Origin of the sequence: Streptococcus sp. 27098_8_70, assembly GCF_041432215.1 — a bacterium.
Lineage (GTDB): Bacteria > Bacillota > Bacilli > Lactobacillales > Streptococcaceae > Streptococcus > Streptococcus oralis_CP.
The window spans coordinates 574,168-586,660 of record NZ_JAPVZD010000001.1 but is presented as its reverse complement, the minus strand read 5'-3'; the positions used below and the strand labels follow the sequence as shown (position 1 = coordinate 586,660).

The following is a 12,493-nucleotide window of genomic DNA, read 5'->3' as shown; positions in this document are numbered from 1 at the left end:
GTAGAAAGGAGCATAATGCTTAAAGGATCTTGTTTATGCAAAGCGGTGACCTACACTTTAGATGAGGAATTGTCGGAATTAGTTTTTTGCCACTGCTCATTCTGTCGGAAAGCAACTGCGTCTGCCTATACAGTGAATGCCAAAGTTAGCAGTAAAAACCTAGTATTGCATGGAAAAGAACAGTTGGTTACCTATAGTTCATCTCCAGGAAAACAACGCTATTACTGTCAGAACTGTCATAGTCAAATTTTCACTGCTCAAGAAAATATACCAGAAGTCTGTGCTTTGAAACTAGGTACAATAGACGAATGCGATCAGAATTTACAAACGGTTCCCAAACGTCATATTTTTCAGGACCCAGCTTTTTCTTGGTTGCTTGATGAATAAAGCTAAAAAGATAATATAAATTAAAGGAGTACTCAATGTCTAAGAAATTAACATTTCAAGAAATTATTTTGACTTTGCAACAATTTTGGAATGACCAAGGTTGTATGCTCATGCAGGCTTATGATAATGAAAAAGGTGCGGGGACAATGAGTCCTTATACCTTCCTTCGTGCTATCGGACCTGAGCCATGGAATGCGGCTTATGTAGAGCCATCACGTCGTCCTGCTGACGGTCGTTACGGGGAAAATCCTAACCGTCTCTACCAACACCACCAATTCCAAGTGGTTATGAAGCCATCTCCATCAAATATCCAGGAACTTTACCTTGAGTCTTTGGAAAAATTGGGTATCAATCCTTTGGAACACGATATTCGTTTCGTTGAAGATAACTGGGAAAATCCATCGACTGGTTCAGCTGGTCTCGGTTGGGAAGTTTGGCTTGATGGGATGGAAATCACTCAGTTCACTTATTTCCAACAAGTTGGTGGATTAGCAACGGGCCCTGTGACTGCGGAAGTTACCTATGGTTTGGAACGTTTGGCTTCTTACATTCAAGAAGTTGACTCTGTCTATGATATTGAGTGGGCAGATGGTGTAAAATACGGAGAAATCTTTATCCAGCCTGAGTACGAGCACTCAAAATATTCGTTTGAAATTTCGGACCAAGAAATGTTGCTGGAAAACTTTGATAAGTTCGAAAAAGAAGCTGGTCGTGCCTTGGAAGAAGGCTTGGTTCACCCTGCCTATGACTATGTTCTCAAATGTTCACACACCTTTAATCTGCTTGATGCGCGTGGTGCCGTATCTGTAACAGAACGTGCAGGCTATATTGCCCGTATCCGTAACTTAGCCCGTGTCGTAGCTAAAACCTTTGTCGCAGAACGCAAACGCCTAGGTTACCCACTTTTGGATGAAGCAACACGAGCTAAACTCCTAGCAGAAGACGCAGAATAGTAAGTAATACTGTGATCTAAAATCATTAAAGGCAAGTTGAAGACTTGCTAAAGGGATATGCACCGCCGTACTGTTATGTGGGGATTTTTGAAACCTTGGGTTCAAAAATCAGTCAGCTAAATCCACTTTGATGAGACTGTTGGAAATCTTAGTTTATTTGGTATAAGATTTCCTTACAGACTCACAAAAGTTAGTTAGCGACGTCCCCAGTACCTAAGGTGCATATCAAAAAAGATTGAAGAAAATGTAAAGGAAAAAACATGACAAAAAACTTATTAGTAGAACTCGGTCTTGAAGAGTTACCAGCCTACGTAGTAACTCCAAGCGAAAAACAACTAGGTGAAAAAATGGCAGCCTTCCTCAAGGAAAACCGCCTGTCTTTTGAAGCTATTCAAACCTTCTCAACACCACGTCGTTTGGCTGTTCGTGTGACTGGTCTTGCAGACAAACAGTCTGATTTGACAGAAGATTTCAAGGGTCCAGCAAAGAAAATCGCCTTGGATAGTGCTGGAAACTTCACCAAAGCAGCTCAAGGATTTGTCCGTGGGAAAGGCTTGACAGTTGAAGATATTGAATTCCGTGAAATCAAGGGTGAAGAATATGTCTATGTTACCAAGGAAGAAGTGGGGCAACCAGTTGAAGCCATTGTTCCAGGTGTAGTAGACGTCTTGAAGTCACTGACATTCCCTGTCAGCATGCACTGGGCTAACAACACCTTTGAATATATCCGCCCTGTACACACTTTGACTGTTCTTTTAGATGAAGAAGAGTTTGACTTGGATTTCCTTGATATCAAGGGCGGTCGTGTAAGCCGCGGCCATCGTTTCTTGGGGCAAGAAACTAAGATTCAGTCAGCATTGAGCTATGAAGAAGACCTTCGTAAACAATTTGTAATTGCGGATCCTCGTGAACGTGAGCAAATGATTGTTGACCAAATTAAAGCCATCGAAGCTGAACATGGTGTACGTATCGAAATTGATGCGGACTTGCTGAATGAAGTCTTGAACTTAGTTGAATACCCAACTGCCTTCATGGGAAGTTTTGATGCCAAATACCTTGAAGTTCCAGAAGAAGTTTTGGTAACTTCGATGAAAGAACACCAACGTTATTTTGTTGTTCGTAATCAAGATGGTAAACTCTTGCCAAACTTCATTTCTGTTCGTAACGGAAACGCAGAGCATTTGGAAAATGTTATCAAGGGTAATGAAAAAGTCTTAGTTGCACGCTTGGAAGACGGAGAATTCTTCTGGCGTGAAGACCAAAAATTGGTGATTTCTGACCTTGTTGAAAAATTAAACAACGTCACCTTCCACGAAAAGATTGGTTCTCTTCGTGAACACATGATTCGTACTGGTCAGATTGCTATTCTCTTGGCAGAAAAAGCTGGCTTGTCAGTGGATGAAACAGTTGACCTAGCGCGTGCAGCAGCCATTTACAAGTTTGACTTGTTGACGGGTATGGTTGGTGAGTTTGATGAACTCCAAGGTATTATGGGTGAAAAATATGCCCTCCTTGCTGGGGAAACGCCAGCAGTCGCAGCAGCCATTCGTGAACACTACATGCCGACATCTGCTGACGGAGAACTTCCAGAGAGCAAGGTTGGGGCAGTTCTAGCCATTGCAGATAAATTGGATACGATTTTGAGTTTCTTCTCAGTAGGTTTGATTCCATCAGGTTCTAATGATCCTTATGCTCTTCGTCGTGCGACTCAAGGTGTAGTTCGTATCTTGGATGCTTTTGGTTGGCACATTGCTATGGATGAGCTGATCGATAGCCTTTATGCTTTGAAATTTGACAGCTTGACTTATGAAAATAAAGCAGAGGTTATGGACTTTATTAAGGCTCGTGTTGATAAGATGATGGGTTCTACTCCAAAAGACATTAAGGAGGCAGTCCTTGCAAGTTCGAACTTTGTCGTGGCGGATATGTTGGAAGCAGCAAGTGCTCTTGTAGAAGCAAGCAAAGAAGAAAACTTCAAATCGTCTGTCGAATCCCTGTCACGTGCTTTCAACTTGGCTGAAAAAGCCGAAGGAACTGACACGGTTGATCCTGCTCTCTTTGAGAATGAAGAAGAGAAAGCCTTGGCAGAAGTAGTAGAATCACTCGTTTTGTCAGGGACTGCAAGTCAGCAATTAGAACAACTCTTTGCGCTTAGCCCAATTATTGATGCTTTCTTTGAAAATACCATGGTAATGGCTGAAGATCGGACTGTCCGACAAAATCGCTTGGCTATCTTGTCGCAATTAACTAAGAAAGCAGCTAAACTTGCACGTTTCAACCAAATCAATACCAAATAAACTCAGTCAAACGGACTGTATCTTATCACAAAGGAGAAGAAATGGATCCGAAAAAAATCGCTCGTATTAACGAGCTTGCTAAAAAGAAAAAAACAGAAGGCTTAACTTCTGCTGAAAAAGTGGAACAAGCTAAACTTCGTGAGGAGTACATCGAAGGCTATCGTCGTTCTGTTCGTCACCACATTGAAGGAATCAAAATTGTGGACGAGGAAGGAAATGATGTCACGCCAGAAAAACTACGCCAAGTACAACGTGAAAAAGGATTGCACGGCCGTAGTATAGATGATCCTAACTCATAAAATGAAAGGGGGTGTAGATGATTTACATTCCCCTTTTCTGTTGTAATAAAAAAGAAGGAGCCATTTGGCTCCTTTTTGGTTTCTTAGTTGCTTGCGCCAGAAGTAGCGTCAGCGTCACCACCGTGGCCTCCAGCGTCACCTGAATCAGAAGCACCAGAAGTAGCATCGGCGTCTCCATGACCTCCAGCAGCAGGAGCAAATTGTCCGCTACCACCCACCAAACGTTGACCAGTCTCTTTTAGGTACCAGTCAAGCCATGGTTGGAAGTTAAAGACGATTTCATTGATACCAGCGTATGATCCATCAGGATAGTACATTGCTTGGTAGTTGTGGGTGTTGATGACACCTGCAGGAGAACCTGGAACGATCGTACGAACGTATTCTTGGTTTCCGTTGCGAAGTGTTCCGATAACCCACTCTACGTTCTTCATACGTGCTGGTGGAAGAGAACCATGAACAGTCGACATACGGCTACCTGATTGAGGTGGTACACGTTTAGCAAACATGGTGTCTGGATCTTGGTGAGCGTTGTTGTAGTATAGGAATTGGTTGTTGTCGTCAGCGTATGTCAATTCAAATGGCATAGCTTTCAAGAACATATCAATTTGATTAACTGTCAAGATACCGTGGTCCAATTTGACATAGGTATCACCAGAAACAGCGCCAGTGATTGCTGCAACTTTTTCTACCCATTCTGGATCGTCAGGATCAACTTCAGTAATGGTTGTAGCAATTGGTTTTCCACAATCCAAGTCTTCTGGTTCGATTGGTTTTGGTTTTTTCAATTTCGAAACGACTCCTACGTATTTTACAAAGTTATCTAAGCAAGTTTCAAGGAATTTAACAGTTCCTTCGTTGGTGATATTTCCATTGTTGTCAAAAGCTTCCTTAGCTTTACCAAGAAGGAATTCGTTACCTGGAAGCGTGTAGGCATTGACACCTGGAGCATCAAGGATTTTACGAAGGTGAACTTGGGCACGTGATGTTCCTTGGTCATAGTATGATGCACCCACAATCATAACAGGCTTGTTTTCAAATGGATGAACTTCGTATGAAAGCCATTCGAGTACAGATTTAAGTGAAGCTGAGATAGTGTGGTTGTGCTCAGGAGTAGCGATAATAACACCATCAGCACGTGTAATCTTGTTATACAAGAAACGCAATTGGAAGCTTTCGTCCCATTTTTCGTCTTGGTTAAACATTGGAACTTCGTCGATTTCAAGGACTTCTAATTCAAATTTGAATTTGAAATTGCGACGGATAAATTCCAAGAGTTTGCGGTTATATGATTGATCGTAGTTTGATCCAACAAGTCCAACAAATTTCATTCTTTCGGTCTCCTATCTTACAAATTTTCCCAGTCAAATTCTTCTGCATCTTTGCGAAGCAATTCTTGTGCATTGCGCAATTTCTCAGTAATCTTCACGAAGATACGGAAGTCATCAAAGATGGCATCCAATTTCTTGATGACATCAAGGTCAACCAAGTCACCACTTGGGTTAAATGCTTGAAGAGAGTGTGAGAGCAAGAATTCATCTGGAAGAACATTTGCCTTGATTTCAGGAGCGTTCAAGATTTGACGAAGTTGTAATTGGGCACGAGATGAACCAAGTGTACCGTAAGAAGCACCAGTGATCATGATTGGTTTGTTCAAAAGTGGGTAGATACCGTAAGATAGCCAAGCAAGAGCGCTCATCAAAACGGCAGGGATAGAGTGGTCGTACTCAGGAGTACCGATAATCACACCATCAGCCTCTTCAATTTTAGCTGCAATCTCAAGAATTTCAGCTGGAAGTTGCTTATCTGCTGGTTTGTTGAAAACAGGGATATCCTTGATTTCAACGAGTTCAATTTCAGCTTTATCAGCAAAGTGTTTTTGCATGTATTGGAGCAATTGGCGGTTTGTAGAACGTTTAGAGTTCGTTCCAACAATGGCAATAAGTTTTAGCATGAGATTTCCTTTCTCTTTTTACATAATACAATTTTGAAGGCCTGAAGAACAAGCAAGGCGTCCCTCTTTGTCAATGAGGATGGCTTCAATACCATCTATACTTTCGACTTGCCAGAGGATAGAAGCGCTTCGCTCTCCGAAAAGGCGTGTAGTCCAAATCTCACCATCAACGGATTTATCAGAGATAATTGTTAGGCTAGCGAGATCGGTTTCGACAGGGAATCCTGTCTCACTATCAAAGATATGGTGATAGTCTTTTCCATCTACTGTCAGGTGGCGTTCATAGATACCTGAAGTGACAACGGATTTGTTAGAAGCAGGGATAGTTAGGAGATGATTGCCACGAGGATTTCGCGGATCTTGAATCCCAATCTGCCAGGCATTCCCTTCTTTGGCTTGGTTATTCCCGATGGTGAGGATATTTCCTCCGAGATTAATCAAGGCAGAGGTAACACCGTGTGCTTTTAAATACTGGGCAACCTTATCTGCACTATAGCCCTTGGCTAAACAACCTAAATCAAGCTTCATTCCTTTCTTCTCTAAAAAGACAGTAGAGCTAGTCGGATCCAACTTGATAAAATGCGGGTCAACTAGTGGTAAGACAGCTTCGATTTCTTTAGAGTCTGGAAGCCGTGCATCTGCAAATCCGATTCGCCAGGTTTGAATCAAGGGACCAATACTGATATTGAGATGGCTAGACGGAGCTAGACTATGCTCCAGTCCAAGAGCAATCAGTTCAAATAAGTCAGGATGGACCTTAACAGGTGCGATTCCAGCTTGGTAGTTGATTTCCATCAGTTCGGATTCTTGACTGTTGGCGTTAAAGCGGTATTCGAGTTCCTTGAGCAAATCAAAGGCTCCTTGAAGTAGGCAATCAGCCTGTTCACCTACTAATGAAATCGTAATCGTTGTTCCCATTAGCCGTTCAGAACGTGAATGAAGAGGCAAGCTACCAGCTCCTTTCTCTTTATAGGAAATCATTCAATATAAGGTCGTTAAAGAAAAATTAAACCCCTTACATTTTCTTTCCATGTATCTAGCATATCATAAAGTCAGCGTTTTCACAAATGAATTTTGACAAAAAGTCAAGAAATATGCTCAAAACTAATATGAAAGCGATAGAAAAATTGGATTTATCAATGTTAAGTGTATTTTTTTCTGAAAAAAAGAGAATTCTGAGCAAATATCTTGTAAACGCTAACAGTAAATGATATACTAGAAAGGTAAATCAAAAATTAAAGGTAGGAATTTTTCTATGAGTAAAATCGTTGTAGTTGGTGCTAACCACGCTGGTACAGCTTGTATTAATACGATGTTGGACAACTTCGGACATGAGAACGAAATCGTAGTATTTGACCAAAACTCAAATATTTCATTCCTTGGTTGTGGAATGGCGCTTTGGATCGGGGAACAAATTGATGGCCCAGAAGGTCTCTTCTACTCTGATAAAGAAAAATTGGAAGCAAAAGGTGCTAAAGTTTACATGAACTCACCAGTTCTTTCAATTGACTACGATAACAAAGTTGTGACTGCAGAAGTTGAAGGTAAAGAACACAAAGAGTCTTATGATAAATTGATCTTTGCAACTGGTTCAACTCCAATCTTGCCTCCAATCGAAGGTGTTGAAATCGTTAAGGGTAACCGCGAATTCAAAGCGACTCTTGAAAATGTACAATTTGTTAAATTGTACCAAAACGCTGAAGAAGTTATTGAAAAACTTGAAGACAAGAGCAAACACCTTGAGCGCATTGCCGTTGTTGGTGGTGGTTACATCGGTGTAGAACTTGCTGAAGCTTTCGAGCGTCTTGGAAAAGAAGTAGTGCTTGTAGATATTGTAGACACTGTCTTGAACGGCTACTATGACAAAGACTTTACTCAAATGATGGCGAAGAACTTGGAAGACCACAACATTCGCTTGGCTCTTGGTCAAACAGTTAAAGCCATCCAAGGTGATGGAAAAGTTGAACGCTTGGTAACAGACAAAGAAACATTTGATGTGGATATGGTGGTTCTTGCTGTTGGCTTCCGTCCAAACACAGCTCTTGCTGACGGTAAGATTGAACTCTTCCGTAACGGTGCTTTCCTTGTAGATAAGAAACAAGAAACATCTATCCCAGGTGTATACGCTGTTGGTGACTGTGCAACTGTTTATGACAATGCTCGTAAAGATACAAGCTACATCGCTCTTGCATCTAATGCTGTACGTACTGGTATCGTTGGTGCTTATAACGCTTGTGGTCATGAATTGGAAGGAATCGGAGTTCAAGGATCAAACGGTATTTCTATCTACGGTCTTCACATGGTTTCGACTGGTTTGACTCTTGAAAAAGCCAAGGCTGCAGGCTATAATGCAACTGAAACTGGCTTTAACGATCTTCAAAAACCAGAATTTATCAAACATGACAACCACGAAGTTGCCATCAAGATTGTCTTTGACAAAGACAGCCGCGAAATCCTTGGTGCGCAAATGGTTTCACACGATTCTGCTATCAGCATGGGAATCCACATGTTCTCACTTGCTATCCAAGAGCATGTAACCATTGATAAATTGGCTTTGACAGACCTATTCTTCTTGCCACATTTCAACAAACCATACAATTACATCACAATGGCTGCACTTACAGCTGAAAAATAACAATAGCTGAGCTATCTGGCCTTAAGTTAAGGTCAGATAGTTTTTTAGTTATACTCTTCGAAAATCAAATTCAAACCACGTCAGCTTCGCCTTACCGTACTCAAGTACAGCCTGCGGCTAGCTTCCTAGTTTGCTCTTTGATTTTCATTGAGTGTCAATCTGTACCCACACAATTATCCTTTTTCTATCTTGTACTTCATTCTAATCTGGCTTAAAATGAAATGGTAGCTACCAATACAAATGATGAGGATTAAGAAATGACTGAAAATCGTTATGAACTAAATAAAAACTTGGCACAGATGCTCAAAGGTGGGGTTATCATGGACGTTCAGAACCCTGAACAGGCTCGTATCGCAGAGGCTGCTGGTGCGGCAGCTGTTATGGCCTTGGAGCGAATTCCAGCTGATATTCGTGCAGCTGGTGGGGTTTCCCGTATGAGTGATCCAAAGATGATTAAGGAAATCCAAGAAGCGGTCAGCATTCCAGTGATGGCCAAGGTTAGAATTGGGCATTTTGTTGAAGCTCAGATTTTAGAGGCTATTGAGATTGACTATATCGATGAGAGTGAAGTGCTGTCTCCAGCTGATGACCGTTTCCATGTGGACAAGAAAGAATTCCAAGTTCCTTTTGTCTGTGGAGCTAAGGATTTGGGTGAAGCCTTGCGTCGTATCGCTGAAGGAGCTTCTATGATTCGCACAAAAGGAGAACCGGGTACAGGAGATATCGTCCAAGCCGTTCGCCATATGCGTATGATGAATCAGGAAATTCGCCGCATTCAAAATCTTCGCGAAGATGAACTTTATGTGGCTGCCAAGGACTTGCAAGTCCCTGTTGAATTGGTCCAATACGTCCATGAACATGGAAAATTACCAGTTGTTAACTTTGCAGCTGGAGGTGTGGCAACGCCAGCAGATGCTGCGCTGATGATGCAATTGGGGGCAGAGGGCGTCTTTGTAGGTTCAGGTATTTTCAAGTCAGGCGACCCAGTTAAACGAGCAAGTGCTATTGTTAAGGCCGTAACCAACTACAAAAATCCTCAAATTCTGGCTCAAATCTCTGAAGATCTAGGGGAAGCCATGGTTGGTATCAATGAGAATGAAATCAAAATTCTTATGGCAGAGCGAGGAAAATAGATGAAAATTGGAATATTGGCCTTGCAAGGTGCCTTTGCAGAACATGCAAAAGTGTTAGATAAATTAGGAGTCACTAGTGTCGAAATCAGAAATTTAGAGGATTTTCAACAATATCAGAGTGACTTGTCTGGTTTGATTTTGCCTGGTGGAGAATCTACAACCATGGGCAAACTCTTGCGTGACCAGAACATGTTGATTCCTCTAAGAGGAGCTATTCTCAATGACTTACCAGTCTTTGGAACTTGTGCGGGCTTAATCTTGCTGGCTAAGAAAATTACTTCTCAGGAAGAAAGTCATCTAGCGACTATGGATATAGTGGTTGAGCGCAATGCTTATGGGCGCCAACTAGGAAGCTTCTATACAGAGGCAGAATGTAAGGGAGTTGGTCAGATTCCCATGACTTTTATCCGTGGACCGATTATCAGCAGTGTTGGAGAGGGTGTAGAAGTTTTAGCAACAGTTGATGATCAAATCGTTGCAGCCCAAGAAAAAAATATGCTGGTAACCTCTTTTCATCCTGAGTTAACAGATGATGCTCGCTTGCACCAGTATTTTATCAATATGTGTAAAGAAAAAAGTTGAGAAAAGATTCTCAACTTTTTTACATGTAATAAACAATAGCGATGTACTGAAGTGCAGATGCTGCTAGGATAAAGAGATGCCAAATCATGTGGAAATAAGGTTTTTTCTTAGCGTAAAATCCAGCTCCAACTGTATAACAGAGTCCGCCAGTTACCATGAGACTCCAGAAAATTGGTGTTGTTTGACTGATAATGGCAGGAATGATAGCCAGAACCAACCAGCCCATAATCAAATAAAGAGCAAGGCTGAATTTCTCATTGACCTTTTTAGCAAAGATTTTATAGAGGATGCCAAAGATGGTCGTTCCCCACTGAATGGCAATGATCAGATAGCCAAACCAGTTATTCATCAAAGTCAATACGACCGGCGTATATGAGCCTGCGATAGCCACATAAATCATAGAATGATCGATGATTCGCAAGACGTATTTGTGGGTCGAACCATAGGCCATAGAGTGGTAAATGGTTGACGAGAGGAACATGAGAAAGAGACTGATAACAAAGATAGAAACGCCAAAAGATGATAAAAATCCGTGTGCTTCATAACTATAGGTGGATGAAATGGGGAGTAGGATGAGCATGATAACGGCACCCACAGCATGGGTCACGCTATTAGCAATTTCCTCTCCAAAACTGAGTTTTTTACTGAGCTTTAGACTAGTATTCATTGGATTTCCTCCTCTTCTTTGATAAGGATTAAGTCTAGAGTTTGATGATAGAGTTTAACCGTTTGACAGCTGGTTTGGATAATAGGATTTTCTGGATCAATCCCATGGTTCATGTAGTCCACAAAAGCATCGTAGAGCTGGTCTGAGCTCGCTTGAGTTTGTAGAGTATTGAGGGTCTGAGCGATTTCTTGGATTGAAAAGACAGACTTGAGAGTGGTGATGGCAATCAAACGGGCAATTTGTTTGCGTTGGTATTTCTTCTTGTCTGGCTTTGTCAGGTAACCATGTTTGACATAGTTATTGACCATGGATGCTGTTAGCCCCTTGTCTTTATCAGGAGAGATAGGGGCACAGACTTGATTAACATAAAGCAAAACCTGATCCAGATAGAGGTCAATGTTCGGAATATCTTCCCATTTTGGGTAGGAAAAGTTAGAATTCATTTCCAACTCCTTTTTATCTAGTTTTTATAACTAGATTATAAAATAATAAAAAACAAAAGTCAAGTTTCAACTGCTTGTAGAAAGCTTTAAATTATGCTATGATGAGAGAAAATAGTTAGAAATGAGGGGAAAAGATGGAGATTCGTTTAGCTTTTCCAAACGAAGTGGATGCGATTATGCAGGTGATGGAGGATGCTAAAAAGTGCTTAGCCAAATCTGGTAGCGACCAGTGGCAAAATGGCTATCCAAATGCAGATATCATTATTGATGATATCATCTCAGGCCAAGCCTATGTGGCCTTGGAAGAAGGAGAACTGCTAGCTTATGCTGCTGTGACCAAGAGTCCAGAGGAAGCCTATGAAGCCATTTATGAAGGGAGTTGGCAGGGGGGAGAATCAGAATATCTGGTCTTTCACCGTATCGCTGTGGCAGCAGATGTCCAAGGACAAGGTGTTGCTCAGACTTTCCTAGAAGGCTTGATTGAAGGTTTTGATTATCTAGATTTTCGTTCAGATACGCATGCAGAAAACAAGGCTATGCAGCATATCTTTGAAAAGCTAGGCTTCCAACAGGTTGGTAAGGTTCCAGTTGATGGAGAACGCTTGGCCTATCAGAAATTAAAAAAATGATGCAGAAAAAGTACGCAAAAATGCTCTACCCGTCGCCAATTGGGACCTTATCCTTAGTTGCTGATGAGCAATATTTGTTTGGAATATGGGTGCAGGACCAAATTCATTTTGAGAGAGGTATCGAGACGGATGGGATAGAAATCGTTAAGGAACATCCTGTCCTCGACAAAGTTATTTCCTATTTAGATACCTATTTCGAAGGCAGTGTTCAGGATCTATCTGACTTATCTTTGGCTCCTATTGGAACAGATTTTGAAAAGCGGGTTTGGGATTACTTACAGGCCATTCCTTATGGTCAAACAGTAACTTACGGACAAATAGCTCAAGACCTGCAAGTGGCTTCTGCTCAAGCGATTGGAGGAGCAGTGGGGCGCAATCCTTGGTCCATACTTGTTCCCTGTCATCGGGTGCTGGGGTCAGGCAATCGCTTGACAGGCTATGCATCTGGAGTCGAAAAGAAAGCCTGGCTCTTGCAACATGAAGGTGCAGCATTTCAAGAAAATAAAAAATAGAAAGA

14 protein-coding genes are annotated in these 12,493 nt (G+C 41.6%); 9 read left to right on the top strand and 5 right to left on the bottom strand.

The window, feature by feature from the left end; translation table 11 throughout:
- Nucleotides 1-15 precede the first annotated feature (15 nt).
- The 4 genes from O3655_RS02895 to O3655_RS02880 all read left to right on the top strand — a co-directional run bounded on the left by O3655_RS02895 (nt 16) and on the right by O3655_RS02880 (nt 3,936).
- Entirely contained in the window at nt 16-387 is a 372-nt protein-coding gene (locus tag O3655_RS02895) for a GFA family protein (protein WP_000912017.1), read from the top strand.
- Nucleotides 388-422: 35 nt separating this feature from the next.
- A complete protein-coding gene (glyQ, locus tag O3655_RS02890) occupies nt 423-1,340 on the top strand; it encodes a glycine--tRNA ligase subunit alpha (RefSeq protein ID WP_000038733.1) in 918 nt (305 codons plus the stop codon).
- Between the two features lie 260 nt (nt 1,341-1,600).
- On the top strand, nt 1,601-3,637 hold the full coding sequence (gene glyS, locus O3655_RS02885; protein WP_049501181.1) for a glycine--tRNA ligase subunit beta: 2,037 nt from the start codon (nt 1,601-1,603) through the stop codon (nt 3,635-3,637).
- A 41-nt stretch (nt 3,638-3,678) separates the two neighbouring features.
- A complete protein-coding gene (locus tag O3655_RS02880; RefSeq protein WP_000371290.1) occupies nt 3,679-3,936 on the top strand; it encodes a DUF896 family protein in 258 nt (85 codons plus the stop codon).
- Between the two features lie 83 nt (nt 3,937-4,019).
- Here O3655_RS02880 and O3655_RS02875 read toward each other — a convergent pair whose 3' ends face one another.
- Genes O3655_RS02875 through O3655_RS02865 form a run of 3 tightly spaced genes read right to left on the bottom strand, consistent with a single transcriptional unit; the run spans nt 4,020 to nt 6,835 of the window.
- Complete coding sequence (locus O3655_RS02875; RefSeq protein ID WP_049479754.1) at nt 4,020-5,264, bottom strand: NAD(P)H-dependent oxidoreductase; 1,245 nt, start codon at nt 5,262-5,264, stop codon at nt 4,020-4,022.
- Between the two features lie 17 nt (nt 5,265-5,281).
- Nucleotides 5,282-5,887: an NADPH-dependent FMN reductase gene (locus O3655_RS02870; RefSeq protein WP_000915935.1), complete on the bottom strand. Its 606-nt coding sequence runs from the start codon at nt 5,885-5,887 to the stop codon at nt 5,282-5,284.
- A gap of 18 nt (nt 5,888-5,905) precedes the next feature.
- Nucleotides 5,906-6,835, bottom strand: coding sequence for an FAD:protein FMN transferase (locus tag O3655_RS02865; protein WP_049520807.1), 930 nt, complete (start codon nt 6,833-6,835; stop codon nt 5,906-5,908).
- 307 nt (nt 6,836-7,142) lie between these two features.
- Between O3655_RS02865 and nox the strand changes: the two genes are divergently transcribed.
- The 3 genes from nox (at nt 7,143) to pdxT (ending at nt 10,237) form a co-directional block, all read left to right on the top strand.
- A complete protein-coding gene (nox, locus tag O3655_RS02860; protein WP_000036762.1) occupies nt 7,143-8,522 on the top strand; it encodes a H2O-forming NADH oxidase in 1,380 nt (459 codons plus the stop codon).
- A gap of 257 nt (nt 8,523-8,779) precedes the next feature.
- Nucleotides 8,780-9,655 (top strand): pyridoxal 5'-phosphate synthase lyase subunit PdxS, encoded by an 876-nt coding sequence (gene pdxS, locus O3655_RS02855; RefSeq protein WP_049479753.1) that lies wholly within the window; start codon nt 8,780-8,782, stop codon nt 9,653-9,655.
- Entirely contained in the window at nt 9,656-10,237 is a 582-nt protein-coding gene (pdxT, locus tag O3655_RS02850) for a pyridoxal 5'-phosphate synthase glutaminase subunit PdxT (RefSeq protein ID WP_042902499.1), read from the top strand.
- Between the two features lie 19 nt (nt 10,238-10,256).
- Here pdxT and O3655_RS02845 read toward each other — a convergent pair whose 3' ends face one another.
- Both O3655_RS02845 and O3655_RS02840 read right to left on the bottom strand, forming a co-directional pair.
- Nucleotides 10,257-10,904: a hemolysin III family protein gene (locus O3655_RS02845; RefSeq protein WP_001097972.1), complete on the bottom strand. Its 648-nt coding sequence runs from the start codon at nt 10,902-10,904 to the stop codon at nt 10,257-10,259.
- A complete protein-coding gene (locus tag O3655_RS02840; RefSeq protein ID WP_001087578.1) occupies nt 10,901-11,347 on the bottom strand; it encodes a DUF1836 domain-containing protein in 447 nt (148 codons plus the stop codon). Before O3655_RS02840 ends, O3655_RS02845 begins: the two co-directional genes overlap by 4 nt.
- A 134-nt stretch (nt 11,348-11,481) precedes the next feature.
- Between O3655_RS02840 and O3655_RS02835 the strand changes: the two genes are divergently transcribed.
- Both O3655_RS02835 and O3655_RS02830 read left to right on the top strand, forming a co-directional pair.
- Entirely contained in the window at nt 11,482-11,976 is a 495-nt protein-coding gene (locus O3655_RS02835; RefSeq protein ID WP_057488563.1) for a GNAT family N-acetyltransferase, read from the top strand.
- Nucleotides 11,973-12,488, top strand: a complete 516-nt coding sequence (locus O3655_RS02830; RefSeq protein WP_161802749.1) for a methylated-DNA--[protein]-cysteine S-methyltransferase — start codon at nt 11,973-11,975, stop codon at nt 12,486-12,488. The genes O3655_RS02835 and O3655_RS02830 overlap by 4 nt, the downstream gene beginning before the upstream one ends.
- Nucleotides 12,489-12,493: the final 5 nt, after the last annotated feature.

What these genes read in the sequence shown, in the direction of transcription:
- pdxS (WP_049479753.1), top strand. Translation starts at nt 8,780, where the DNA reads ATGACTGAAAATCGTTATGAACTAAATAAAAACTTGGCACAGATGCTC.
- O3655_RS02835 (WP_057488563.1), top strand. Translation starts at nt 11,482, where the DNA reads ATGGAGATTCGTTTAGCTTTTCCAAACGAAGTGGATGCGATTATGCAG.
- O3655_RS02845 (WP_001097972.1), bottom strand. Translation starts at nt 10,904, where the DNA reads ATGAATACTAGTCTAAAGCTCAGTAAAAAACTCAGTTTTGGAGAGGAA.
- glyQ (WP_000038733.1), top strand. Translation starts at nt 423, where the DNA reads ATGTCTAAGAAATTAACATTTCAAGAAATTATTTTGACTTTGCAACAA.
- glyS (WP_049501181.1), top strand. Translation starts at nt 1,601, where the DNA reads ATGACAAAAAACTTATTAGTAGAACTCGGTCTTGAAGAGTTACCAGCC.
- O3655_RS02870 (WP_000915935.1), bottom strand. Translation starts at nt 5,887, where the DNA reads ATGCTAAAACTTATTGCCATTGTTGGAACGAACTCTAAACGTTCTACA.
- O3655_RS02895 (WP_000912017.1), top strand. Translation starts at nt 16, where the DNA reads ATGCTTAAAGGATCTTGTTTATGCAAAGCGGTGACCTACACTTTAGAT.
- O3655_RS02880 (WP_000371290.1), top strand. Translation starts at nt 3,679, where the DNA reads ATGGATCCGAAAAAAATCGCTCGTATTAACGAGCTTGCTAAAAAGAAA.
- O3655_RS02840 (WP_001087578.1), bottom strand. Translation starts at nt 11,347, where the DNA reads ATGAATTCTAACTTTTCCTACCCAAAATGGGAAGATATTCCGAACATT.
- pdxT (WP_042902499.1), top strand. Translation starts at nt 9,656, where the DNA reads ATGAAAATTGGAATATTGGCCTTGCAAGGTGCCTTTGCAGAACATGCA.
- O3655_RS02830 (WP_161802749.1), top strand. Translation starts at nt 11,973, where the DNA reads ATGATGCAGAAAAAGTACGCAAAAATGCTCTACCCGTCGCCAATTGGG.
- nox (WP_000036762.1), top strand. Translation starts at nt 7,143, where the DNA reads ATGAGTAAAATCGTTGTAGTTGGTGCTAACCACGCTGGTACAGCTTGT.
- O3655_RS02875 (WP_049479754.1), bottom strand. Translation starts at nt 5,264, where the DNA reads ATGAAATTTGTTGGACTTGTTGGATCAAACTACGATCAATCATATAAC.